The following is a 25,679-nucleotide window of genomic DNA, read 5'->3' as shown; positions in this document are numbered from 1 at the left end:
TTCTCTAGGCTTTCAGCTTCAGGCATTCATTATCAGGCATAAACCGGAAAACGCTTGCACAGCGCCTTAACTTGTTCACGCACTGACTCAATCACACTTTCATCGTTGATATTATCAAGCACATCACAGATCCAGTTAGCCACCTGCTCGGCTTCGGCCTGCTTAAAACCGCGACGGGTAATTGCCGGGGTTCCCAGACGCAGGCCCGAGGTAACAAAAGGCGAACGCGGATCATTCGGCACCGAGTTTTTGTTCACGGTAATATAAGCCCGTCCCAGCGCCGCATCAGCGTCTTTGCCGGTAATATCTTTATCGATTAAGTCCACCAGGAATAAATGATTTTTGGTGCCGCCGGACACAATCTTATAGCCGCGCGACTGCATCACCTGCACCATGGTATTGGCGTTATCCAGTACCTGCTGCTGATACGCTTTGAATTCTGGCTCCATGGCTTCTTTAAACGCCACCGCCTTAGCCGCGATCACATGACACAGCGGGCCACCCTGGCTGCCGGGAAACACGCCACTGTTGAGTTTCTTATGCAGGGCTTCATCGTCACTGCCGGACAAAATCAGACCGCTGCGCGGGCCGGCCAGGGTCTTATGCGTGGTGGTGGTGACCACATCGGCGTAAGGAACCGGATTCGGATACAGACCGGCGGCGACTAATCCCGCTACATGCGCCATATCCACCAGCAGGTAGGCACCCACTTCGTCGGCGATCTCGCGGAACTTCGCCCAGTCAACAATCCCTGAGTAGGCAGAGAACCCTGCCACGATCATTTTTGGCTTATGTTCGCGTGCCAGTGATGCAACTTCGGCATAATCGATTTCACCGGTGCTTTCATCCAGACCGTACTGAATCGCGTTATACAGTTTACCGGAGAAGTTTACCGACGAGCCGTGGGTTAAATGCCCGCCGTGGGCCAGGCTCATGCCCAGTACCGTATCGCCGGCACTCAATAATGCCAGGAACACCGCTGAATTCGCCTGTGAGCCGGCATGGGGCTGCACGTTGGCATATTTGGCGCCAAATAGTTTTTTCGCCCGCTCAATCGCCAGATCTTCTACCACATCAACGAATTCACAGCCGCCGTAATAGCGCTTGTGCGGATAACCTTCAGCATATTTGTTGGTCAGTTGTGAACCCTGCGCCTGCAGTACCCGTGGGCTGGTATAATTTTCGGAAGCGATCAGTTCAATATGTTCTTCCTGACGCTGAGCTTCGTCAGTCATTGCCTGCCACAGATCAGCATCATACTCAGCGATATTCATTTCACGTTTTAACATGAGGGCTCCTGCCTTCGTCGGCTGCCGGGGGTGACAGCAAGTAAAGGGAAATATATGCGGCGTAGTTTACCAATATACTTGGGTTCGCGCCAACTTCAGGGTTAAAATAGCAGCCTGAAATTATGCCTCACTAAGGAATGCTTGCAGTTATGGCTCAATATATCTATTCCATGTCACGGGTCTCCAAAGTGGTCCCGCCGAAAAAGACCATCCTTAAGGATATTTCCCTGTCGTTTTATCCCGGCGCCAAAATCGGTGTGCTGGGCCTGAACGGTTCGGGTAAATCGACTTTATTGCGGATCATGGCGGGCGTCGATAAAGAAATCGACGGCGAGGCCCGGCCGCTGGCAGGCATTCAGATCGGTTACCTGGAACAGGAACCGCAGCTTGATGAAAACAAATCCGTCCGCGAAGTGGTTGAAGAAGCCGTTGCCGACGTGAAAGATGCACTGGCAAAGCTTGATGCCATATATGCCGCCTATGCCGAAGAAGATGCCGACTTTGACGCTCTGGCCAAACAGCAGGGCGAACTCGAAGCCCTGTTGCAGGCACGCGATGGCCATAACCTGGATAATACCCTGGAGCGCGCCGCGGATGCCCTGCGCCTGCCGCCATGGGACGCCAAAATCAAATTACTGTCTGGTGGTGAACGCCGCCGGGTAGCCATCTGCCGACTGCTGTTAAGCCGCCCGGATATGCTGCTACTCGATGAGCCGACCAACCACCTTGATGCCGAATCCGTGGCCTGGCTTGAACAGTTCCTGCATGACTATGACGGTACCGTGGTAGCCATTACCCACGACCGCTACTTCCTGGACAATGTGGCTGGCTGGATTCTGGAACTGGACCGCGGCTATGGCATTCCGTGGCAGGGCAACTATTCATCCTGGCTGGAGCAGAAAGATAAGCGGCTGGAGCAGGAAGAGAAGCAGGAGCGTGGCCGCCAGCGCAGCATTAAGCAAGAGCTGGAATGGGTACGCACCAACCCGAAAGGGCGTCAGGCGAAAAGCAAGGCGCGGATGGCCCGCTTCGAAGAACTGCAGAACAGCGATTATCAGAAGCGTAACGAAACCAATGAGCTGTTTATTCCACCCGGCCCGCGCCTGGGTGAAAAAGTGGTCGAGGTCAACAACCTGGTCAAGGCGTACTCAGGCCGTATGCTGATTGATGATTTGACCTTTACCGTGCCGAAAGGCGCTATCGTCGGCATTATCGGACCCAACGGTGCTGGTAAATCGACCCTGTTCAGAATGCTTACCGGTGAAGAGCAACCTGATGCCGGTACCATTGAACTCGGTGATACCGTACAGCTTGCCAGTGTTGCCCAGTTCCGCGATGACATGGTGGATACGAATACTATCTGGCAGGAAGTTTCCGATGGCCAGGACGTTATCCGCATCGGCAATTTCGAAGTGAACAGCCGCGCTTATGTTGGCCGCTTTAACTTCCGTGGTAATGATCAGCAAAAACGGATCGGCGAATTATCCGGCGGTGAACGCAACCGGGTACACCTGGCCAAGCTGCTGAAGGCCGGCGGCAACCTGTTGCTGCTTGATGAACCAACCAACGACCTGGACGTTGAAACCCTGCGGGCCCTGGAAGAGGCTCTACTCGAATTTCCGGGTTCAGCTATGGTGATATCGCATGACCGTTGGTTCCTGGATCGTATTGCAACCCACATCCTCGATTACCGGGACGGTGGCAAAGTGAACTTCTATGAAGGGAATTACAGCGATTACGAAGAGTACATGAAGAAAACCCACGGCGAACAAGCCATGGAACCGCACCGCACACGCTACAAGCCTATTGGCGTGTAGCGCGTCGGCTGCGGCCGCTTCAGAAGAACTTGTTTTTTTCCAGAGCGCCGGGTTTGAAGCTATCCACACCGATAGCTGAGACCCGGAGCTTCTCAGCGGTTTTCAGCGCTTTCGCTTCCTCGGCACTAATCACCTCAGCTTTACGCGCCGCTTTAACCAGGTTATCGCCATTCAGATCCTCGGCAATATCGCCCCGTTTAATAGCTTTACGAATGCGTTTATAAAGTTCAGCGTGCTCATGCATGGCCTGGAAAGCCAGTTCCATATGGCCGGTCATATCGTCACTGTCATCTTTCCAGTAACAGAGAAAGGTATGCCGATCACGGTTCACGCCCGGCTCCATCATCAAATCAGCAATATCCTGATAGCTGCGATCCGCCGGCGGGCTGAAACGTATCCCCCAGGGGAAGGATATCAGGCGCAATGCGCAGGCCAGGATCCGGTTCGGGAAGTTGGCGTAAAAGCCGCGGAAAGCTTCGCCGATGGCATGCAGATGGTAATCCAGCGCATACTCGACAAAAGCGATATCGCCCTTCTGCCGCCCTTCATCCTCATAGCGTTTAAGTACCGCTGAGGCCATATACAAATGACTCAGCACATCACCTAAGCGCGCGGACAGCATTTCTTTGCGCTTCAGGTCACCGCCCAGCGACAACATGGCAAAATCTGAGACCAGCGCCAGGGTCCGGCTCATCCGCGTCAGTTGCTGATAGTAGCGCGCGGTGAAGCCGCTAACCGGGCTGCCATTAAAACGAGCACCGGTCAGACCCATCCACAGGCTGCTGAATACATTGGCCGTGGTAAAGCGCAGATGTTTCATCAACAAGCTGTCAAATTCGCGCAGTGCCGCTTCTTCATCCGGATTGTTAGCCGCTTCCATTTCTTTTAGCACATAGGGATGACAACGGATTGCGCCCTGCCCGAAGATAATCAGGCTGCGGGTAAGAATGTTTGCGCCCTCAACGGTAATTGAGATCGGCATGGCAATATAACCGTGACCCAGATAATTTTTCGGCCCCAGCTGAATACCCTTACCAGCATGCACATCCATGGCGCGATCCATCACCGTGCGACCCATTTCAGTCATATGGTATTTGGTCATAGCGGTGATCACCGACGGGCTTTTGCCTTCACAAAGAGCCGTCAGGGTCAGCCGCCGCATGGATTCAAGAATATAATTGGTTCCGCCAATAGTCCCCATGGCGGCCTGTACGCCTTCGAACTTACCGATTGGCAGGCCAAACTGCTGCCGCACGTAACCGTAGGCGCCGGTCATACGCTGCGCGACATGGCCGGTCGCGGTAGCCAGCGCCGGTAACGAAATACCCCGACCGGCAGATAACGACTCCATCAGCATACGCCAGCCTTTGCCCGCGTAGTCCTGACCACCAATTATCCAGTCCAGCGGAATAAACACATCCTTGCCAGTGGTGGTGCCGTTCATAAATGCCTGATCCAGCGGCAAGTGGCGATCGCCGGTTTTCACCCCTTTATGCTTCACCGGAATCAAGGCGCAGGTAATACCCAGGTCTTCTTTATCGCCGATTAAGCCATCGGGATCATAAAGCTTAAATGCCAGTCCGAGCACCGTTGCCACCGGCGCCAGGGTAATATAACGCTTGTCCCAGTTCAGCCGGATACCGGTGACTTCCTCACCCTCGTGCTCACCTTTACAGATAATACCGGTATCAGGAATGGCTCCGGCATCCGAGCCGGCTTCAGTACCGGTCAGCGCAAAACAGGGGATATCGGTGCCATTGGCCAGCCGTGGCAGCCAGTATTTCTTCTGTTCATCGGTACCATAGTGGGTTAACAACTCACCCGGACCCAGTGAATTTGGCACCATCACCGTAACCGCTACGCTAATTGAGCGTGAGGCAATACGTGACACAATATGTGAGTTCGCCGCCGGCGAGAAAGCCAGCCCGCCAAAATCTTCGCTGATGGTCATTGCGAAGAATTTTTCGGTACGCAGAAAGTCCCAGATTTCAGGCGGTAAATCGCGGTCTTGCTGGACAATTTTAAAGTCATTGATCATGCCCAGCAGGGTTTCCAGCTGGTTATCAATAAAGGCTTGTTCTTTATCGGTGAACGTCGGCGCCGCTATTTTGTGGAATTCATGCCAGTCAGGGCGGCCACTGAACAGATCCGCGTCCCACCAGGTATCACCCGATTGCATCGCCTCACGCTCAGTATCTGAGAGCGGTGGTAATACGCGCTTGAATAACGCCAGTACCGGCCGGCTTATCAGGCTGCGGCGGATTTCAGCGACCGCGAACAGCAGCACCAGAAGAACAATAATAAGAATCAGGATTTCCATAATTCACCTACTTTTTTTCGTGGAGCAGCGGCGTGCCATGTCACCCTAGTTTAGGATGCATTCATGCCGCCTGCCAAAAACGGAATCAATTTATCGATAATCTGGTCCGCACGCACCCGCTCGCCAAAATCCGCGGCTGCAATTTCCCGTAACGCCGGGCCCGATACTTGGGCGAAAACAGTCGCACCCAGCACAAAATGTAATCGCCAGAACATATCGACCGGACTGAGTTGCGGATTGGCGGTATGCAGCACGGCCATCAGCCGTTGCATGACAGCGCCAAAGTTATCCATAGTATAACGGCGCAAATGCCCCTGGATTTCCGCATAAGCGAAACCCAGCAAGCTCAGAAATAAGGTGGGGCCATGCTTGCGCACAGCTGACAGCTCGCGCAACGGCTCACGAAAACAATTAAAAACTGCCAGCGTAGTGATTTGGTGCTGTTGTTGCAGCGCTGCCAGTTCGCGGTCCAGGGCTGGCATGAATACTTCCAGATAACGGGCCATGACCGCCTGAATCAGCGCCTTTTTCGAGCCGAAATGATAGTTCACCGAAGCCAGGTTCACTTCGGCTTCGGCGGTGATTTGCCGCAATGACGTTTGCTCGAAGCCTTGTTCAGCGAACAAAGCTTCAGCAGCGTTGAGGATTTTTTCTTTGGTCGTTAAGCGCTTTGCCATAGATTCAGCCGTTTAGAACATCCATTTAAAACATCTGTTTTAATCTAATGCATGTGCCTGGCTTGCGCAAGTGATGTGTGGATTAACTGGCTTCCGTGTTAAGCGGTGAAAATGATTTAACCAGCTGATCCAGCGCCTGCATCTGCTGCAGATAAGGTTCCAGCTTGTCCAGCGGCAAGGCACAGGGACCATCACATTTCGCGTGATCCGGATCCGGATGGGCTTCAATGAATAAACCAGCCAGACCCAACGCCATACCCGAACGAGCCAGCACTGTGGCCTGGGCGCGACGGCCACCGGCCGAATCTTCGCGGCCGCCCGGCTTCTGTAACGCATGGGTGGCATCAAACATGACCGGCGCCATTTGCTTCATCTCATCCATACCCAGCATATCGACTACCAGGTTGTTATAACCAAAGCTGCTGCCCCGTTCACAGAGAATGACCTGACGGTTTCCTGCCTCGCCGAATTTTTTCAGAATGTGACGCATTTCGTGAGGCGCCAGAAACTGCGGCTTTTTCACATTGATAACGGCCCCGGTCTGGGCCATTGCAACCACCAGATCCGTCTGCCGGGCCAGAAACGCCGGCAACTGAATGATGTCCGCCACTTCCGCGACTGGCGCGGCCTGGTGCGGCTCATGCACATCGGTAATAACCGGGATGTTAAAGGTGGATTTAATTTCGGCAAATATCTCCAGCCCCTTATCCAGACCAGGACCACGGTACGAATGGATTGATGAGCGGTTAGCTTTATCAAAGGATGCTTTAAATACGTAAGGAATACCCAGTTTGTTGGTCACTTCCACATAGTGTTCGGCGATACGCATAGCGAGATCGCGCGATTCCAGCACATTCATGCCACCGAAAAGAACAAATGGCAGCTGGTTGCCCACCTGCACATCACCAACTTTAATAATCTGCGTATTAATCACATCAAATCCCTGTCTGTTCGCTATAAGCTAAGGGCCGGCATCTACTGACCAGCCACAACGCGGAGAATCTGCCCACAAATATAGGCCATATAGGTGCCAAGTGCATAACCGAATACCGCCAGCAACACCCCAACCGGCGCCAGCGACGGATGAAATGCCGAAGCCACCACTGGGGCCGAAGCGGCACCGCCAACGTTGGCCTGACTGCCCACCGCCATGTAAAACACCGGCGCTTTCAGTAACTTAGCGACCAACAGCATCAGGCTGGCGTGAATGATCATCCAGACAGCGCCAATTAAGAAGTATTTAGGCACTTCAACAATCTTACTGACATCCATATGCAGGCCGATGGTCGCCACCAGAATATAGACAAACAGCGAACCAAACTTGGACGCACCCACGCCTTCAAGCTTACGCACCGGAGTGAATGACAAGGCCACACCCAGCGTCGTGGCAATCACTATCAGCCAGAAGAATTTCTTATCCAGGCTGAAGTCCACCAGCGTTGGCATATTAGCGCCAATATATGGCGCCAGCACGTCTGAGCCAAAGTGGGCGATAGCGGTGACACCAAAGGCCACCGCCATAATAAATACCAGGTCAGGCAGTTTAGCCTCGCGCCGGTGCTCGCTTTCATAGTGCTCCATCAGCACTTTGATATCTTCTATAGCCTTGGTGTTGGCGCCGGTGCGTTTATCGATCCGCTCATTATTGGCCGCCATGTACAGCAGCACCGCCATCCACAGATTCGCCACGATAATATCGACGGTAACCATCGCCGAGAAAATATTGCCACCCACTTCATAAACTTCTTTCATCGCCGCCTGGTTGGCGCCGCCGCCGATCCAGCTACCCGCGATGGTGGTCATGCCCCGCCAGACGGCATCAGGTCCGGCGCCACCTAACATTTCAGGAAATACCACCGACACCAGCAACAGTGCAATCGGTCCGCCGATGACGATCCCCACGGTACCGGTAAGAAACAGAATCAGCAGTTTAGGGCCTAAACGGACAATTGATTTCAGGTCCAGGCTCAGGGTGAGCAACACCAGACAGGCCGGCAACAAATAGCTCATAACCAGCGGATAAATTGCTGTGGTGGTGCCGTCGACAATGTTGAAGGTATTGAGCAGTGAGGGTATGAAATAGCACAGCAGCAGCGCCGGCACCCATTTATAAAACTTTTGCCAGAATGTGGCCTCACTGCGCTGAGTATAAAAAATCGCGCCCAGAATAACAGTGAGAATACCGAAAATAATACCGTCGTTGGTTATCAGAGCTGTGGTTTCCACAAAGACCCCTTATTTTTTATTATTATGGTTACGACACCGCCGACTGCTAATGCAGGGTATGCTGCGGTGTTGCCCAGGTTTCTAATTGCAGGCGCAATAACTGCGCACTTGGATCATCCGGGCATTGTTCGACAAAATACTGGTAGTCGTCAACCGCTGCGCGCTGACAGTCGAGTTCTTCCAGTACATAACCCCGATCCCGGATCTCGTACGGGTCATCAGGCAGAATTGTCAGGATCATATGCACCACTGTCAGCGCATTGGCAAACTCAAGATCATTAATAAAGGCGTGCTTGAGCTCGGTCAGATAACGCACCAGCACTGACTTTTGGTCGGCAATCTCGATCATGTCCCAGGAAAAATCCAGAGCATCCTCAGTTACGTCGATAAAACGTTCTTCTACCTGCCGGTTCTCCAGCAGCTCGCCATTCAGCGGGTCGACAAAGTAGCTTTGCTGTTGCCAGTCAAAGCGTAATAACGGATACCCGGGAAAATCGACCACTTCAAGCGGCAAGCCGGCGTAAGCGCCAGCTTCTTGCAGCAGCAATGCGAGGCTAACCGGCAGCCCGGTACGCAAGCTGATCACCCGATCCAGCAAAATGCGCTTGCTACCCGCTACGGGTTCGGGCGCATCACTGAAGCCTAAGGTAAAGTAGAAACGATCGATCAGAGCCTGCAGCCGGTCTACTCCGGTATGCTCAGCCGTTGCCTCTGCCGTTTCACTGAGCAGCTGATAATAGTCCGCTACATAGCGATCACTATCGCTATGAAACGCCCGGCTCACTTCCCACAAAATTTCAATGGTAGGCAGCACTTCACGATCGACATGCTCTAAATAAGAAAAATGCATAAACCTCTGTCAGCCAATAAGGGCTTGTTTGCTGAACGCCACGTGGAATAAAAAGCCAATCCAGCCCAGCGCAATAATAAAGCCGGCGATTCGCAGCCGGAAGGTGGGCGCTTTCATTGCCATCAGACCAAAGCCAATATAACCCAGCAGCCCCAGTAATTTGTTTGCTAACCAGGCGGTTTCCCACGGCCATTGCGCCAGATGCAGCAGCAGCCCGATAATAGTTAACAGCAATAAGGTATCAATAATGTGAGGGACGACTTTGACCCACTTTTTGCTGGCGATAGCCGAGCCGCACGAAACCCAAAAGAAGCGCAGCACAAACAGGCTGACACTAAGCAGCACGAACATCACGTGCATATGTTTGAGAGCGGTATAAGAGAGCATTATTATTCCTTACTTAAGGTTGATTTGATCCGTTGGTAAATCTCCGGATGATTTTGTTCTAATTGTTCAAACACCTGCTGTAATTTTTGTTCCGCTGCTTTACGGGCAGCGTCGACCCGGATTATATCGCGGTATGAGCGCAAAGCCGACATCACACAAGTAAACAGCTTTTGTGAGGTCAATTCAGTTTTCGCTTTATAATCATTGATATCGTAGTTAATGACCACGTAGCGCTCAGGCGCCTGACCGGGCTGACCGGTGCGCAGAATAATGCGGGCGTGCTGGTTCTTAGCCTGTTCGCGGATAAATTTAGCCACCTTCAAACCGGCGTCATCGGTATCCATCACCACATCAAGCAGTACCAGGGCCAGGTCCTTATGTTCCATGACCAGCTGTTCGGCTTCCTGGCGCGAATAGGCGCTGAGAAAATCCAGCCCGCGTCCCTCAAAGGTCAGTTCCATCAATGCCAGCCGGGTTACCGCATGCACTTCTTTTTCATCGTCCACAATCAGTACTTTCCAGCGCTCGCCGCTGACCATAGCGGGTGCGGTTGGTTGTGCATCCTGCTCATCGGCAAACAGAAAATCATTATTCATGACCTGTGATTCCACCCTCTGCGGCTTCGGGTTGTCGATATAAACCCTGACTAATTCGATCCAGATTACCATAATCACGCCAGGTATGAACCTGCTGGTAGCCATTTTCCGCCAGCAGGCTGCGCACCGCCTCACCCTGCTGCCAGCCATGCTCAAGCAGCAAATAGCCGCCATCATGCAAATAGCCACGAGCCGCTTCAACGAGATACTGCAGATCAGCCAGCCCGTCAGCGTCGGCCACCAGTGCTGAACGTGGTTCAAACCGGACATCCCCTTGCTGCAGGTGAACATCGTCTGCCGCGATATAAGGCGGGTTGCTGACAATCAGGTGGTATTTATCGGTAGCTGGCACTGCGGCAAACCAGTTGCTCTGCCATACCCGGATTGCCAGTTCGAGTTGGCGGGCATTGGCCTGCGCCAGCGTGACCGCCGCGGCAGACTGATCTGTAGCATCAATGATCCAGTCCGGTCGTTCGCTCTTCAGCGCTAACGCAATAGCGCCAGTGCCGGTACCCAGATCCAACACCCGGGCGTTCGCCGGTAGCGGCAAAGCTAACGCCTGTTCGATAAAGATCTCAGTATCAGGCCGGGGTATCAGGGTGGTGTCGTTGACCATCAAAGGCAACGACCAGAATTCACGGCTACCGGTGAGATGAGCGACCGGCTCCCCGTCAGCACGGCGTTCAACCAGGGCTCTGAAGGCCGTGTATTGCTCAGCGCTCAGCGCCCGCTCGGGCCAGGTGTGCAGATAAGTCCGGCTTTTCTGCACACTGTGGGCCAGCAGCACTTCAGCATCAAGCCGCGGTGTGTCGCTGGCAGCGAGCTCGGCCTCTGCCATCACCACAGCCTCGGCGATGCTCATTACCGGCGCAGACATTGCTGATTTTCCATTATTGGTTTTCCGACAGCGCCGCCAGTTGGTCGGCCTGATGTTCCTGGATAATCGGCTCCAGAATCAGATCCAGCGATCCAGCCAGCACTTCGTCAAGACGGTACAGAGTCAGATTGATGCGATGATCACTGACCCGCCCCTGGGGATAGTTATAGGTTCGGATCCGCTCGGAGCGATCGCCACTGCCCACCAGGCTACGGCGAGTAGATTGCTCCTCCTGGGTACGCTTATCCTCAGCCGCTTGCTGCAGACGCGCCTGCAGCACCGACATGGCCTTCGCCCGGTTTTTATGCTGACTGCGCTCATCCTGACATTCCACCACAAAACCCGACGGAATATGGGTGATGCGGATCGCTGAATCAGTCCGGTTAACGTGCTGACCACCGGCGCCCGAGGCGCGGTAGGTGTCGACTCTGAGATCGGCCGGATTAATTTCAATCGCCTCAGCTTCCGGGACTTCCGGCAATACGGCCACCGTACAGGCGGAGGTATGAACCCGGCCCTGGGATTCAGTTTCCGGCACCCGCTGCACCCGGTGACCACCGGATTCAAACTTCAGCTTACCGTAAGCGCCATCGCCGGATATATGGGCTATCAGTTCTTTATAACCGCCGTGCTCGCCCTCGCTGGCACCCACAATACTGACCTTCCAGCCATACTGTTCGGCATAGCGGCCATACATGCGGAACAAATCGCCGGCAAAAATAGCGGCTTCATCGCCACCGGCACCGGCGCGGATCTCCAGATAACAAGGCCGGTCGTCATTCGGATCCCGGGGCAACAAGAGCACTTGTAACTCCTGCGCCAGTTGTTCCTGCTGTGCTTCGCTTTCCGCTAACTCTGCCGCCGCCATTTCGCGCATCTCAGGATCATCTTCCTGCATCATTTCACGCGCTGCCTCGGCATTACTCTGTACCTGCTGATAGGTCGTAAAGCATTTCACCACTTCTTCCAGCTGCGAATATTCCCGCGATAAGCTGCGAAATTTATTCTGATCAGCAATCACCTGCGGATCACTCAACAGGTGCTGAATTTCTTCATAACGCTCCAGTAAACCTTCCAGCTTACGGGTAATCGAGCTATTCATCATTAAGCGGAAACCTTATTCTTCATCAGCATTAAATTGTTTAAATACCGCCAGCGTGATGTAGTCACCATCAGCCCCAGCGGTACGTATAATACGGGTCGGTGTGTGCAAAAACTGCCGGGTCAGCCGTTGGGTTAATTCCTGCAATACATCCTCCGAAGCCTTCCCCGCAGCCAGCTGGCTCTGCGCCCGCAGCAACTGTTCGGTTGCCATGGCTTCGGTTCGGGCGCGAAAATCCCTGATCAAATCCACGTGATTCAGGCTACGGAGCCAGGCCACGAAGGCTTCCGTTTGCTCGGCGATAATATGCTGGGCCTCGGCGGCGGCGTCTTCACGGTTCTTAATATTTTCGGTAATAATGCCCTGCAGATCATCAACGGTATACAGATAGGCGTCGTTGAGATCATTAACCTCAGCTTCAATATCCCGCGGTACCGCCAGATCGATTAACAGCATAGGTTGTCGGCGGCGCTTACGTAAGGCACTTTCAACCAGCCCCTTGCCAATGATTGGCAGGGTGCTGGCAGTTGAACTGATAACAATATCTGCCTGCGGCAGTAATTCGGGGAGTTCGCCCAGCGTATGGGCCTGCCCACCAAACTGACTGGCAACCGCTTCGGCCCGCTCCAGCGTCCGGTTAGCCACCATCAGTTGTTGTACACCCTGTTCAGTAAGGTGCTGTGCCACCAGTTCGGCGGTATCACCCGCGCCCACCAGCAGCACCCGCGCATTATTCAGCTGCGCAAAAATATGACGGGCCAGATTAACCGCCGCAAAGGCCACGGATACAGCATTCTCGCCCACCCGGGTTTCGTTACGCACAGTTTTTGCTACCCGGAAGGTATTCTGAAATAAGCGTTCCAGTACGCCGCCGACGCTCGCCTGATTTTTGGCAAACTGATAGGCCTGCTTGACCTGGCCGAGGATTTGCGGCTCGCCCAGAATCAGCGAATCCAGGCCGCTGGCCACCCGCATCAGATGCGCTATAGCTTCACTGTCCTGATAGCTGTACGCGTGCGCCTGCAACTGCTCAACCGGTAACTGGTGGTAATCCGCCAGCCACGCCAGCAGCACATCGGCCGAAGCCTGGCCATGACAATATAATTCGGTGCGGTTACAGGTCGATAAAATGACCGCTTCCTGCACGCCGGTTTGCTCGCGCAACACAGGCAACGCCTGATGCAGCTGCTCAGCGGAGAAAGCCACCCGTTCCCGTAAGGCAACAGAAGCTGTTTTATGGTTAACACCGAGTGCGAAAATGGTCATAATAGCGGAATTGAATGAGCCCCTGGCTACTGCGAAACGCTGGCAATTGTACGTGAAAGCCCGCATGATGAAAAGCTTGGCGCAGTTTGGATGAAAGTATGAAAATCTTGGTTTTTCTGCTGGCTCTGGCGAGCTTAACCGCCTGTACCAGCATTCCGGTAACAGCCCCGGCTACAGCGGTTGATGCAGCCGCTGTCATGCGCCACCAGGCTAACCTGGCGCAGCTTGATGACTGGACCCTGCGCGGCCAGCTGGCTATTTTCGACTTAACCGCCGACGAGCGCCACGCCGTTTATATTGACTGGCAGCAAACGCCGGCATCCTTGTCGATGCGCTTATCGCACCCGCTTAAAGGCACGCTGGCCCGGCTCGAACAATCGCCCCTTGGCGCGACCCTTACTGATGAAGACGGCATGACCTGGCAGGCCCCCTCGGCGCAACAGCTGCTCAGCCAGTATTTTGGACTGGATTTACCCCTTGATCTGATGCGCGACCTGGTGCTCGGCCGCCAACTGCCGGGGATGTCTGCCCGTGAGTTTACTTTGCACGGCCAGCCCCCGGACGAACTCGCGCTACTGAGCAGCTATCAGCTACAGGCAGCCGGCCAGCAGTGGCAGGCCAGTCTCAGCCAGTACGCAGCGGTTGATGGCGTGCAGTTACCTCATAACTTTCACCTGTCGGCACCGGCCTGGCGCATTAAATTACGGATCACGCAATGGCAGATCTAATCTTGCCAGCCCCGGCCAAACTTAATTTGTTCCTGCATATAACCGGGCGCCGGGATGACGGTTACCACCTGCTGCAGACGCTATTTCAGTTTGTCGATCAGGCCGATGAGCTTACTTTCACCACCAGCCGCGCCGCTGGCATTGACTTTACCTGTAGCACTCAGGCTCTGGCTGGCACCGACAACCTGGTGGTAAGAGCCGCCAATCTGTTGCGTGAACGCTATGCACCGAACGCGGGCGCAAATATTCACCTTGAAAAACGCCTGCCCCACGGTGGCGGTCTTGGTGGTGGCTCGTCCGATGCGGCCACCACCTTGCTGGCATTACGCCAGCTCTGGCAACTGGACATCAGTGACCGGCAACTCCAGCAGCTGGGGCTCCAGCTGGGTGCCGATGTGCCGGTGTTCCTGGGCGGTCAGGCTGCGTTTGCCGAAGGGGTTGGTGAGCAGTTACGACCCACCCGCCCGCCGACTGCCTGGTACCTGATCGTACATCCTGGTATTGCCGTTGCCACCGCTGATATTTTCCGCCATCCTGACCTGCCCCGGCAGCATCAGCCGCTGAAACTTGACGACTGGAACTGGGAAAATACCCGCAACGACTGTGAATTGCTGGTCCGCCGACTCTATCCTGAAGTTGCCAATGCCCTTGACTGGTTGGTAGAATACGCGCCAGCGCGGCTGACTGGCACCGGCGCCTGTATTTTTGGCCGCTTCAGCAGTCAGCAGAAAGCGCATGCTGCATTGCAGCAAATGCCTGACCGTTGGACAGGTTTTGTTGCTCAAGGTATAAATGAATCCCCGGTCTGCCAGCTACTGCGGCAGGCTTCAACTGTGAACCTGACCAACCAAGATTGAGGTTTAGTGTGCCTGATATGAAGCTCTTCGCTGGCAATGCCGTGCCAGAACTCGCCCAGAAAATAGCCGACCGGCTTTACATCAAACTCGGTGATGCCGACGTAGGCCGTTTCAGCGATGGCGAAATCAGCGTCATGGTGAATGAAAACGTCCGCGGTTCGGATGTTTTTATTATCCAGTCAACCTGTGCCCCCACCAATGACAACCTGATGGAACTCATTGTCATGGTCGACGCGCTGCGCCGCGCTTCAGCCGGCCGCATTACCGCAGTTATCCCTTACTTCGGTTATGCCCGTCAGGATCGCCGGGTACGTTCTGCCCGGGTACCTATTACCGCGAAAGTGGTCGCTGACTTTTTATCCAGCGTTGGTGTCGATCGCGTATTAACTGTTGATTTGCACGCCGAACAGATTCAGGGTTTCTTCGATGTGCCGGTAGATAACGTATTTGGTAGCCCGGTGCTACTTGAGCATCTGCGGCAGCAGGATTTCCACAATCCGGTCGTGGTATCGCCGGATATCGGCGGGGTTGTCCGGGCCCGGGCCATAGCTAAACTGCTCAATGATATCGACCTGGCTATTATCGACAAGCGTCGTCCGCGCGCTAATGAATCTCAGGTAATGCATATTATCGGTGACATTCAGGGTCGTGACTGCATTATCGTCGACGATATGATTGATACCGGTGGCACCCTTTGCAAGGCCGCGGAAGCACTTAAATCCAACGGCGCGCGCCGCGTTTTCGCATATGCAACGCATCCGGTATTTTCCGGCAATGCGGTCGCCAATATCCGTGATTCAGAAATCGACCAGGTGGTTGTCACCGACAGTATTCCGCTGAGCAAAGATATGAAAGCGCTGGATAAAGTCCATCAGCTTACCCTCAGCGGTATGCTCTCTGAAGCACTGCGTCGGGTCAGCAACGAAGAATCTATCTCGGCAATGTTCGAGTATTGATTGAATTTTGTCGGTGCGGGTGCTACTATTCCGCGCCCTCGAAATCGAGGTACATGTCGGGTTTTTGGTCGCGAATTACCCGGCTTATTTTATTTAACGGAGACACTCCATCATGTCGACTATTGATTTTACAATCCAAGCAGAAGTGCGTACGGATACAGGGAAAGGTGCGAGCCGCCGCCTGCGTCGTGCGGATAAACTGCCTGCAATTTTATACGGTGCGAATAAAGAAGCCATTTCTCTGACCCTTGATCACAATAAAGTGAACAACATGGCAGATTACGAAGCCTTCTATTCACATATCCTGACTCTGGTTATTGATGGCAAAAAACATCAGGCGATTCTGAAAGATGTTCAGCGTCACCCGTTCAAGCCAAAACTGACTCACCTGGACTTCCAGCGCGTTGAGAAAGGTCAGAAACTGCATACGCACGTTCCTGTCCACTTCATCAATGAGAAATCAGCTGTTGGCGTTAAAGATGAAGGTGGCGTAGTTGTTCACCACATCAATGACGTTGAAGTAACCTGTCTGCCAAAAGACTTGCCAGAATTTGTCGAAGTTGACGTAGCTGGCATGGCGCTGGGCGACACCTTGCACCTGACTGACCTGCACATGCCTAAGGGTGTTGAGCTGGTTGAACTGACTAAAGGTGAAGATCACGACCAGGCAGTGGTTTCAATCGTTGCTCCACGTGTTGAGAAAGAGCCAGAACCAGAAGCAGAAGTTTCTGCTGAAGTTCCGACGACTAAAGAAAGTGACGAAGAAGAAGAGAAAGGCGACGAATAAGTCCCTATGTCTGAAATTCGCTTACTCGTGGGCCTGGGTAATCCAGGCCCCGAATATTCCCACACCCGCCACAACGCAGGTTTCTGGTTAGTCGAACAGTTTGCCCGCCAGCATGGTCAAACCCTGCAGCCTGAAGTAAAATTTTTTGGTCACACCGCTCGTATCCAGCAAGGCAATCTTGATTTACGCCTGCTACTCCCGATGAATTTCATGAACCGCAGTGGGCAAGCCGTTGCTACTATGGCGAATTTCTACAAAATCGCGCCTGAACAAATTCTCGTGGCTTACGACGAACTGGACTTACCTCCCGGCACAGCCAAGTTAAAAACCGGCGGTGGTACCGGTGGACATAATGGAATTAAGGATATTGTCGCTCAGTTAGGCAGTCCCGACTTCCACCGCTTACGTATTGGTATCGGTCATCCTGGCGATAAAAGCCGGGTAACGGGTTATGTGTTGGGCAAAGCGCCCGCCGCAGAACAACAGCTGATGGACGATACCATTACGCAAGCCTGTCACAGTATTAAGCTCCTGCTCGAGCAGGGAATGACTGCGGCACAACAGCACCTTCACAGTTTTAAAGCACAGAGAGAGTAATCAGTATGGGTTTCAAATGCGGGATTGTCGGCTTACCGAACGTCGGTAAATCAACTTTATTCAATGCGCTGACCAAAGCCGGCATTGAAGCTGCTAACTTTCCGTTCTGTACCATCGAACCGAACACCGGCGTGGTCGCCGTGCCGGATGAGCGCCTGCAGCAACTGGCTGCCGTGGTCAACCCGCAGCGCACCATTCCGACCACCATGGAGTTTGTCGATATTGCCGGGCTGGTAAAAGGCGCATCCAAAGGTGAAGGCCTGGGCAACCAGTTTCTTGCCAATATTCGTGAAACCGATGCTATCGGCCATGTGGTCCGTTGTTTTGAAAACGACAACATCGTGCATGTTGCTGGTAAGGTTGATCCCCAGTCCGATATCGAAGTCATTAATATGGAACTGGCGCTGGCGGATCTCGACAGCGTGGAGAAATCCATTCACCGGTTAGGCAAAAAGGCTAAAGGCGGAGAAAAACAGGCTGCCGCTGAAATGGCGGTACTGCAGAAATTACTGCCGGCACTGGAGCAAGGTGAAATGGCCCGCTCGATCGCGCTGACAGCGGATGAACGCGCCCTGATTCGCTCGTATAACCTGTTAACGCTGAAGCCAACCATGTACATTGCCAACGTCAATGATGACGGCTTCGAGAACAACCCTTTCCTTGATAAAGTGCGTGAAATCGCGGCGCAGGAAGACGCCATCGTGGTTCCGGTTTGTGCTGAAATTGAATCCGAAATCGCTGAGCTCGATGACGAAGAGAAAGCCGAGTTTATGGCTGACTTAGGCCTGACCGAGCCTGGCCTGAACCGCGTTATTCGCGGTGGTTACGAATTGCTGAACCTGCAGACCTACTTTACCGCCGGGCCCAAAGAAGTCCGCGCCTGGACAGTGCCGGTTGGTGCCACCGCCCCACAAGCCGCTGGCCGTATTCATACGGACTTTGAAAAAGGCTTTATCCGCGCAGTGGTCGTCGGCTTTGACGACTACATTCAGTTCAAGGGTGAGCAAGGCGCTAAAGAAGCCGGCAAACGCCGTGAAGAAGGCAAAGAATATATCGTTAAAGATGGCGATGTGATCTTGTTCCGCTTTAACGTCTGATTTTCCGTTGTAACCATGCTGAGAGCGGGCTCCCGCTCTCAGCAGTTTAGCCCATCACGAATACCCGATACTGACCGCAATTACCATCGCCACCGCGCAGGCAAACAACAGTTTGACCAGCAGCGGCGCAATGAACTTAAACCAGCGTTCATAGGGTACCCCGGCCAGGCCAAGAATCCCCATTAATACCGGATTAGTCGGCACAATCATATTCATCAGCCCGTCGCCCATCTGAAACGCCAGCACCGCAACCTGCCGGCCAATTCCAGCGGTATCGGCGATAGGCACCATAATCGGCATGGTCACAAACGCCTGGCCGCTGCCCGACGGGATAAACAAATTCAGTAAGCTCTGAATGATCAGCATGCTGACCGCACCAAAGTGCGCGCCAAATGCTTCTACCGGCATCGCCAGATAGTAAATGACCGTATCCAGTACCTGCCCCTGCTCCAGAATCATAGCTATGGAGCGGGCAAAACCAATCAGCAGCGCCGTGGCCGTAAGTTCACTGGCACCTTCAATAAAGCGGTTCGCCGCAGTACTGCTGCCCATGCCGGAAACCAGCGCGGCGAACAAGCCGAAGCCAAGAAACAGCGCACTTAGTTCGACCAGGTACCAGCCATGCACCACAATGCCATAAACCAGTAATGCCAATACTGCGACAAAGCCCAGCAAGATAATCTTATGGCGGCGGTTTAAGGCCGGGTAGTCGCCGGTATCAGTGAGCTCAGGCGCAGCAATATCAGCCACCAGTGATTGACTGGGATCCGCCGCTACCTTTTTGGCGTAGCGGTAAACATGATGAAAACCGATCGCAAAAATCGGCACCCAGAGCACCAACCGGTACCATAAGCCCGACGCAGGCGGCACTTCTGCTATCGACTGCGCAATCAGCAGCGTAAAAGGATTAAACAGGGATAACCCATAACCAATACCATAGCCGACAATGAGGATCCCCATCGCGGTAATGCCATCGAGTTTAAGGGCGCGACACAAAGCGACCAGCATCGCCACAAAAATCAGGTATTCTTCAGCGACTCCTATCAGCGCTGAAAATATGCCAAAAGTGAGCATCCCGCCAAATATCAGCCAGCCGGTCTTGTCGGCAAAGCGCTGCAGTAACAGGCCGATCACCGCATCCAGCATGCCGGTGGCACGCAGAATACCCATCACGCCACCTATCAGCAGTACAAAGAAGATAACACCAGAGGCGTCACCAAGCGCCTGGGGGATAACCGTAAATAAGGTGAGAGGGCTGAGCAGAGGCTGCTCATCAAGCTGGGTATAGGTACCCGCACTCACCACCGTCTGACCAATGGTATTAACGGTTCGCTCAAACTCGCCCGAGGGGATCAGCCAGGTAAGGATCAATGCCCCTACCATCATGTACATCATCAAAACCAAGGTATGGGGAATCTTTATTTTTATCATTGTGAGAAGACCCTGTAGCTTTTTTCTTGTTATAAACGACTTGTTATAGACGAATGACGTCGTCGCGCATGGCGGCCAGTATAGCAAGTAACTTATTTTGTGTACCTACCGGAATCTTTTCGGCTTCCATCGCCGCAATCAAGTCTTCGACCAGCGCATTAAACTCGCTGGCAGAAATCGCCATACCTCGGTGTACTTCCGGCATCGGCGCACCGGTATAGGTGCAGGGGCCGCCGGTCACTTCACAAATATGCAGGGTAAGCATCTCATGAAAGCGATCAATATCGGCATCAGCAAAATAATGGATAATACGATCATCCGTCGCAATCTCCAGAATCAGGCTTTCCACCAACTGGCTGATACCTTCACGGCCGCCAAGCTCCTGATAGAGCTGCTGGGCCTTAGCCGGCACCGGCGTCAGTACCATAAATACCAGCAGTAAAAATGCTATGGGTTTAATCACTTAAGTCGTCTCCTTACAACTAAAAGCTGGCCTGTAAAGACAGGTACCAGCCTTTTTGATCCGGCAGCCCGGCGATAGATTTCAGGTTAGTATAAGCGCCAACCACACCGATGGTCTTATTCGGGAACCAGGCCACAAACAGATCGTGCCAGTCATGCTCGCTGGCAAAGCTCAGGTTATCAGGCTTTTGCCGGTATTCGGCGCCTATTGCCCAGTGGCGATTGACAAACATGGCGACGGCCGCTTCGACCATCAATTCATGACTATCGCCCTGATCACCGCCAAAGCCCAGCAACCCGATCTGATTCGCCCGGGTCGCCCGTACCGTAGCATTGGCCAGCCAGGTGCGTGCGAAGGGCCCGTTAAGCCACAGCTTCGCTGCACTCAGATAATAGTCGGTGCCGCTATCAGAACGGGCGCCAACCGCCTGCGGCAGGGCAAAGCTCTGGTTCCGCTTATGCTGTAGCCCGATACTAATTTGTGGCATATCGCCGTATACCAGATCACCGGCAAGTCGTACCTTGGCGCCCCAGATATCCTGCTCTAACTCGCCGCCGATGGTATCTAAACCGAACTCCTGCCGGGCATAAGATACTTCAATGCGGTTGCTGTAAGTGAAACTGACACCCTGAACCTGCAGCCCGAAATCGTCAACGCCGGCTTCACTGTATGCAACAGTTGCTCCCCATTCACCGGCTTCAGCATAACTGGATAAGGTCGCCCACGGCGTGATTCCGCCACCGCCAGCCCCTTCCACAGTGGTTGCCCCGCCGGTGGCGAGCAGGCGCCCTTTGCCTGCCTGGGCGGGCACCGCGACCACCGCAATACTTGCTAATAAAACGCCGACAACACTGAAACGCGTCATCTTACCTCCTTGTTATTGTGGAGCTTTGTAGCTCTGCAGCCATTTATCAAATTCAGTTGCCGCCAGCGGTCGGCTGAAGTAGAAGCCCTGCATGGTCTGGCAGCCCAGCGAACGCAGAACTTGCCAGGCAGCGTCATCTTCGACCCCTTCGGCGACAGTCGCCAGTTTCATTTCCTGCGCTAACGCCAGGGTAGACCGTACTATCGTCTGATCGGCCATGTTGTCCGACAGCTCAGTAATAAAAGACCTGTCCAGCTTCAGCTCATCCACCGGCAGGCGTTTTAGCTGAGCCAGAGAAGAGTAACCGGTACCGTAGTCATCGATAGAGATACGCATACCGGCGGCGCGTAACTGCCCCAGTCGCTCAATGGCCTGCTCCGGATCAGCCATTACTGCGCTCTCGGTCACTTCCAGCGTCACTTTGTCCGGCGGTAACCCCCGCTCTCTCAGTAAGGTGGTCAGGTAGTCACCCAATTCATCCCATTGCAAATCCAGTGCTGACAAGTTGATTGCCATCATCAGCCCATGACCCTGCTCATGCCAGAGCTGCAACTGGTCCAGCGCCGCCGCACAAACCCAGCGGGTGATGCGGTTAATTTCACCGGTTTGCTCCGCTAACGGAATAAACTCATCCGGCCGCACCACGCCGAGCTCATCGTGGCGCCAGCGCACCAAAGCCTCGGCGCCGATAACGTTGCCCTGCTGACAGTCAAGCTTCGGCTGAAAGTGAAGTTGCAGTTTATTCTGGCTGACGGCTTCGGGCAGCGCTTTAAGAATTTGCAGCCGGCGCATGTAACTCTCATCCATACCCACATCATAAGCCCGGGCGAACTGCTTTTTCTGTTTTGCCAGAGTCGAGCAGATTTGCGCCCGGCGCACTAAAGTATCCACATCTTCACCGTGATCGGGGTATTCGAGGTAGCCAATCCGGAAATCCAGCAAATAGTGCGACGCGCCCAGTATCCACCGTTGTTCCAGTAGCGGTTTCAGACGTGCAAGCAATTGTTCAAAATCCTGCAGATCTTTGCTGTCACCCAATAACACAAATTCGTCGCCGGCCAGCCGCCCAAGCCACCAGCCATCGGCAATATTATTTTCCAGCCGCTTACCGACCAACTGCAGGATCTGATCGCCAATGCGTTGCCCCAGGCGGTCATTGATTTCCCGGAAACGAATAAGATTGAGTACGCCCAGTACCCCGCTGCTGCCGTTCTGCAGCGACTGATTAAGGCGGCGCTGAAACGAGGTACGGTTGGGCAGGCCGGTCAGCAGGTCATGCTCTACCTGATAGACAATATGCTGCTCGCGCTCACCAATAGCCTGGCGCATGCTGTCGAATGCCTTACCAAGCTGGCCGAATTCATCACTGCGATTTAATTCAACGGGCTCACTGTAATCACCACTGCGCAGGGTTTCCGCCGCCTCACTGAGCCGGGCCAGCGGCTGATTAATACGCCTGGCCGTTATCCCGGCCAGTAATAAAGCCACTAACAGAGTGCCCACTCCAATACCTATATATTGGCGGCGCAACTGTAAAAACTCAGCAGCGGCAGCAGCCCGGTCAGTCGTCAGCAGAATATAAAGGTCATCATCAGTACTAAAGGCCAGATTACTTTCCTGCAGGTTGACCAGATGGGCCGCCATGTCCTGCTCAGCCAGCCAGTTAGTCAGCGCATTCAGGGTCCCTGGCAATGCCCGTATCGCCGCTTGTTGCGCGGCCGGTAAACTCGAAGCGAATACCTGCGCATGTTGCAGGTCGATGAAGGAAATATTGGCGTTCGTCAGCTGCTGCATCAACACCGCCAGTTCATTATCCACGGCAAAACCAAGCGTCGCCCAGGCAATCAGATTAGGCGCGTTGACCGGCACTGTGACCAACTGGTAAATGACATCGTCAACCAGCACCAGGCCAGCGCTCTGGTCCATGGCAATCAGTTCACTTTGCGGCGGCAACAACAGCAACTCGTGGGTAGCGGCTATCTGCTCCCCCGCCGGACTCTGTAACACCATGAGATCGGTACCAATCCGTTCTCCGTGGTTAATCAGCGCCGAAATAATAGTTTGCTCATCGCCACTGGCAACGGCTTCGCGAAAACCAAAATCGTTGGTCAGCACTTCGGCGGCCTGCAGCAACTGTGCGCTGCGCGCAGCAAGCAGTTCGCCCAGCACCCGCTCACTGACTTCCAGTTCCCGCTCAATAGTACGTTCAGACTGGTTACTGGTGGCCAGCCACACCGCGATCAGCGAGATCAGCAATACCCCGCCAGCCAGGCTGGCAAACATCAGCAGAAGTCGGCTGCGGAAGCTTTTAACCATTATTTTTTAACCGGTTGAAGCGCTGCTGCAACGGCGACGGTGGTGGCGGTGACTGGCTGTCCGGGGTTACCGGCAAGGCAATAGTCAGGTTGCCGGCATCGGCTTCGACCGTAAATTCCTGCTCATCGGTAATCTGGTCACCAAGACCGGGGTACCATGCGTAGACGGTAACCGGGCCAGTTTCATCGTGTTCCAGTAGCGCTGCTCCGGCACTGTTCGTGGTGACCGACTGGCCATGCGGACTGACATAGATATAAGCGCGCATATGATCGTGAATATTACAGCCAAGCACCACAATACCGGGTTTATCAAATAGCAGCTCCGGCGCTTGCTGATTGCTGTACAGTGGCAGTTCAAACGGCTTGGTTTTAGAAAACGAATACACCTGATGACGCAGATTATCACTATTGGGAAACTGCACACGGGTGCCGGCAGTCACCGCCAGCACAAAAGGGTGAAACAGCTTATCCAGCTGATCCATTATCGCAATGTCAGCTGGGGCCGGTGCAGCAGCCATACTGACCACCGCATCAGGTAACGGATGGCCTTTGTTATCAACAACCTGCACTGTTAGTTGCTTAGCAACCAGCACAGTGGGTGCAGCGAAAGCACTGGCAGCGACAAGAACGGCGAAAATAATTTGAAAGTTACGCATCTACCACCCATGCTTATAGTTAGTAAAGGGTTATCTGAGATCTTACTTATACAGTAAAGCAAAATAGATAGATCACAAGAACGGGAGCCAGTAATGACTAAGGATACACGTACCGAAACCGACAGTATGGGAAAAATTGAAGTACCTGCTGACGCCTTATGGCGCGCCCAGACTGAACGAGCGCGACAGAACTTCCAGCTCAGTGAGTTACGGTTTCCGACCTCGTTTATCAGTGCGCTGGCCGCAGTCAAAGCCGCTGCCGCCCAGGCTAATCAGCAACTGGACATCCTCACCCGCGAGCAGGCCGAAGCCATCGTCAAGGCCGCTGAGGCGGTTATCGACGGCGATTACTTTCAGCAGTTTCCGCTGGATATTTTTCAGACCGGCTCCGGTACCAGTACCAACATGAATATGAATGAAGTACTGACCAGCCTGGCCAGGCAGCAATCAAATGTGGATATTAATCCCAATGACCATGTTAACGCCAGCCAGAGCAGTAATGATGTCATTCCCACCGCCATCCAGGTGGGGGTTGCGCTGGCAATTACCAAAAACCTGATCCCTGCTTTGAATCACCTGCAGCAAATTATTGAGAACAAAGCATCCACCCTTACCGGCACCGTGAAAACCGGGCGTACCCATCTGATGGATGCGATGCCAATCACCATGGCTCAGGAGCTGCAAGCCTGGAAGAGCCAGATTGCTAATTGCCAGCAAGCCCTTGAACACCAGCTACAGCAACTCAGCAAACTACCCCAGGGTGGCACCGCTGTGGGAACCGGCATCAACGCGCCCCGCCAGTTCAGTCAATTATTCTGTGACTCATTGAGCAAGCGCACTGCCCAAAGTTTCAAGCCGGCAGACAATCTGTTCACCGGTATTGCCGGACAAGAGGTTAACCTGTTGCTGTCCGGAGTCCTTAACAGCCTTGCCGCCGTACTGATGAAAATCAGCAATGACCTGCGTTGGATGAACAGCGGCCCGCTGGCTGGCTTAGCGGAGATTAGTCTCAAAGCGCTGCAACCCGGCAGCAGTATAATGCCGGGCAAAGTAAACCCGGTTATCCCTGAGGCGGTCGCCATGGTAGCCGCTCAGGTCGCCGGTAACCACCAGACCATCAGCATCGCTGCGCAGCAGGGTAATTTTCAGCTCAACGTGATGTTACCGGTAATTGCCTATAATCAGCTACAGAGTATTGAGCTGCTCAGTAATGCCTGTCGTACCCTGGCTAATGATGCCATTGCCGACTTTACGGTTAATCACGAGCGGTTGAATGATGCCCTGTCGCGTAACCCGATCCTGGTCACCGCGCTGAACCGCGAGATTGGTTACGACAAAGCCGCCAGCATCGCCAAACAGGCTTACAAGGAGCAACGGCCTATTATTGATGTGGCGGAAGATATGACCGACTTATCCCGCCAACGCCTCAAGCAACTGCTGGATCCCGAGCAGTTAACTAAGGGTGGCGTGCCGGGCGAAGACGATAAATCGTAGAACGAACAGATAAATAAAAAGGAGTA

General features: G+C 53.7%; 23 protein-coding genes and 1 pseudogene. 8 read left to right on the top strand and 16 right to left on the bottom strand.

Translation table 11 applies throughout. The annotated features are described in order from the left end of the window. Positions 1 to 32: 32 nt before the first annotated feature. On the bottom strand, positions 33 to 1,289 hold the full coding sequence (gene glyA / locus IDSA_RS02430; protein ID WP_034773924.1) for a serine hydroxymethyltransferase: 1,257 nt from the start codon (positions 1,287 to 1,289) through the stop codon (positions 33 to 35). Positions 1,290 to 1,438: 149 nt separating this feature from the next. On the opposite strand from glyA, the gene ettA reads away from it, so the two are divergent. Next, positions 1,439 to 3,106: an energy-dependent translational throttle protein EttA gene (gene ettA / locus IDSA_RS02425; RefSeq protein WP_034773922.1), complete on the top strand. Its 1,668-nt coding sequence runs from the start codon at positions 1,439 to 1,441 to the stop codon at positions 3,104 to 3,106. 19 nt (positions 3,107 to 3,125) lie between these two features. Here the strand turns inward: ettA and IDSA_RS02420 are convergent, their stop codons facing one another. From IDSA_RS02420 to hemA, 10 genes and pseudogenes are all read right to left on the bottom strand, one after another. Beyond that, entirely contained in the window at positions 3,126 to 5,426 is a 2,301-nt protein-coding gene (locus IDSA_RS02420; protein ID WP_034773920.1) for an acyl-CoA dehydrogenase, read from the bottom strand. A gap of 50 nt (positions 5,427 to 5,476) precedes the next feature. Next, positions 5,477 to 6,103 carry a TetR family transcriptional repressor PsrA gene (psrA, locus tag IDSA_RS02415; RefSeq protein WP_034773919.1) on the bottom strand — a complete coding sequence of 209 codons (627 nt, stop codon included), beginning with the start codon at positions 6,101 to 6,103 and terminating at the stop codon, positions 5,477 to 5,479. 82 nt (positions 6,104 to 6,185) lie between these two features. Then, positions 6,186 to 7,034, bottom strand: coding sequence for a 3-deoxy-8-phosphooctulonate synthase (gene kdsA, locus IDSA_RS02410; protein WP_034774967.1), 849 nt, complete (start codon positions 7,032 to 7,034; stop codon positions 6,186 to 6,188). Positions 7,035 to 7,078: 44 nt separating this feature from the next. Beyond that, positions 7,079 to 8,329: a DUF819 family protein gene (locus IDSA_RS02405; protein ID WP_034773917.1), complete on the bottom strand. Its 1,251-nt coding sequence runs from the start codon at positions 8,327 to 8,329 to the stop codon at positions 7,079 to 7,081. Between the two features lie 46 nt (positions 8,330 to 8,375). Beyond that, positions 8,376 to 9,179 (bottom strand): SirB1 family protein, encoded by an 804-nt coding sequence (locus IDSA_RS02400; protein ID WP_034773916.1) that lies wholly within the window; start codon positions 9,177 to 9,179, stop codon positions 8,376 to 8,378. 9 nt (positions 9,180 to 9,188) lie between these two features. After that, positions 9,189 to 9,566 carry a SirB2 family protein gene (locus tag IDSA_RS02395; protein WP_034773915.1) on the bottom strand — a complete coding sequence of 126 codons (378 nt, stop codon included), beginning with the start codon at positions 9,564 to 9,566 and terminating at the stop codon, positions 9,189 to 9,191. Between the two features lie 86 nt (positions 9,567 to 9,652). After that, positions 9,653 to 10,162, bottom strand: a pseudogene (locus tag IDSA_RS02390) (response regulator); the annotation flags it as partial. Continuing rightward, positions 10,155 to 11,039 carry a peptide chain release factor N(5)-glutamine methyltransferase gene (gene prmC / locus IDSA_RS02385; RefSeq protein ID WP_198024029.1) on the bottom strand — a complete coding sequence of 295 codons (885 nt, stop codon included), beginning with the start codon at positions 11,037 to 11,039 and terminating at the stop codon, positions 10,155 to 10,157. The gene prmC and the pseudogene IDSA_RS02390, both read right to left, overlap by 8 nt. A gap of 13 nt (positions 11,040 to 11,052) precedes the next feature. Then, positions 11,053 to 12,141, bottom strand: a complete 1,089-nt coding sequence (gene prfA / locus IDSA_RS02380) for a peptide chain release factor 1 (protein ID WP_034774964.1) — start codon at positions 12,139 to 12,141, stop codon at positions 11,053 to 11,055. A gap of 15 nt (positions 12,142 to 12,156) precedes the next feature. Then, positions 12,157 to 13,407: a glutamyl-tRNA reductase gene (gene hemA, locus IDSA_RS02375; protein WP_034773914.1), complete on the bottom strand. Its 1,251-nt coding sequence runs from the start codon at positions 13,405 to 13,407 to the stop codon at positions 12,157 to 12,159. A 98-nt stretch (positions 13,408 to 13,505) separates the two neighbouring features. Between hemA and lolB the strand changes: the two genes are divergently transcribed. The 6 genes from lolB to ychF all read left to right on the top strand — a co-directional run bounded on the left by lolB (position 13,506) and on the right by ychF (position 18,429). Continuing rightward, positions 13,506 to 14,135, top strand: a complete 630-nt coding sequence (gene lolB, locus IDSA_RS02370; protein WP_034773912.1) for a lipoprotein insertase outer membrane protein LolB — start codon at positions 13,506 to 13,508, stop codon at positions 14,133 to 14,135. Continuing rightward, a complete protein-coding gene (ispE, locus tag IDSA_RS02365) occupies positions 14,123 to 14,992 on the top strand; it encodes a 4-(cytidine 5'-diphospho)-2-C-methyl-D-erythritol kinase (RefSeq protein ID WP_034773911.1) in 870 nt (289 codons plus the stop codon). Before lolB ends, ispE begins: the two co-directional genes overlap by 13 nt. Before the next feature lie 8 nt (positions 14,993 to 15,000). Continuing rightward, positions 15,001 to 15,948: a ribose-phosphate pyrophosphokinase gene (locus IDSA_RS02360; RefSeq protein ID WP_126760535.1), complete on the top strand. Its 948-nt coding sequence runs from the start codon at positions 15,001 to 15,003 to the stop codon at positions 15,946 to 15,948. Positions 15,949 to 16,060: 112 nt separating this feature from the next. Further along, on the top strand, positions 16,061 to 16,735 hold the full coding sequence (locus tag IDSA_RS02355) for a 50S ribosomal protein L25/general stress protein Ctc (protein WP_034773909.1): 675 nt from the start codon (positions 16,061 to 16,063) through the stop codon (positions 16,733 to 16,735). Between the two features lie 6 nt (positions 16,736 to 16,741). Next, the gene (gene pth / locus IDSA_RS02350) at positions 16,742 to 17,332 is read left to right on the top strand and encodes an aminoacyl-tRNA hydrolase (RefSeq protein ID WP_034773908.1); all 591 of its coding nucleotides are present in this window, start codon (positions 16,742 to 16,744) and stop codon (positions 17,330 to 17,332) included. Between the two features lie 5 nt (positions 17,333 to 17,337). Further along, a complete protein-coding gene (gene ychF, locus IDSA_RS02345; RefSeq protein ID WP_034773907.1) occupies positions 17,338 to 18,429 on the top strand; it encodes a redox-regulated ATPase YchF in 1,092 nt (363 codons plus the stop codon). 54 nt (positions 18,430 to 18,483) lie between these two features. Here ychF and IDSA_RS02340 read toward each other — a convergent pair whose 3' ends face one another. From IDSA_RS02340 to IDSA_RS11785, 5 genes are read right to left on the bottom strand one after another with little or no spacing between them, the layout of a single operon-like run. After that, positions 18,484 to 19,860: a YfcC family protein gene (locus IDSA_RS02340; RefSeq protein ID WP_034773903.1), complete on the bottom strand. Its 1,377-nt coding sequence runs from the start codon at positions 19,858 to 19,860 to the stop codon at positions 18,484 to 18,486. A gap of 43 nt (positions 19,861 to 19,903) precedes the next feature. Next, positions 19,904 to 20,323, bottom strand: a complete 420-nt coding sequence (locus tag IDSA_RS02335; protein WP_232221248.1) for a group I truncated hemoglobin — start codon at positions 20,321 to 20,323, stop codon at positions 19,904 to 19,906. A 19-nt stretch (positions 20,324 to 20,342) separates the two neighbouring features. Further along, a complete protein-coding gene (locus IDSA_RS02330; RefSeq protein WP_034773901.1) occupies positions 20,343 to 21,188 on the bottom strand; it encodes a DUF3034 family protein in 846 nt (281 codons plus the stop codon). Positions 21,189 to 21,200: 12 nt separating this feature from the next. Beyond that, entirely contained in the window at positions 21,201 to 23,504 is a 2,304-nt protein-coding gene (locus tag IDSA_RS02325) for a putative bifunctional diguanylate cyclase/phosphodiesterase (protein ID WP_034773899.1), read from the bottom strand. Further along, positions 23,497 to 24,159 carry a methylamine utilization protein gene (locus IDSA_RS11785; RefSeq protein WP_051986012.1) on the bottom strand — a complete coding sequence of 221 codons (663 nt, stop codon included), beginning with the start codon at positions 24,157 to 24,159 and terminating at the stop codon, positions 23,497 to 23,499. Before IDSA_RS11785 ends, IDSA_RS02325 begins: the two co-directional genes overlap by 8 nt. Positions 24,160 to 24,252: 93 nt before the next feature. Between IDSA_RS11785 and IDSA_RS02315 the strand changes: the two genes are divergently transcribed. Further along, entirely contained in the window at positions 24,253 to 25,653 is a 1,401-nt protein-coding gene (locus tag IDSA_RS02315; protein WP_034773897.1) for a class II fumarate hydratase, read from the top strand. The last annotated feature ends 26 nt before the right edge of the window (positions 25,654 to 25,679 follow it).

It is taken from the genome of Pseudidiomarina salinarum (assembly GCF_000753715.1).
Taxonomy (GTDB): domain Bacteria; phylum Pseudomonadota; class Gammaproteobacteria; order Enterobacterales; family Alteromonadaceae; genus Pseudidiomarina; species Pseudidiomarina salinarum.
The sequence above is the reverse complement of the archived record's forward strand: the minus strand, read 5'-3'. Positions and strand labels throughout refer to the sequence as shown.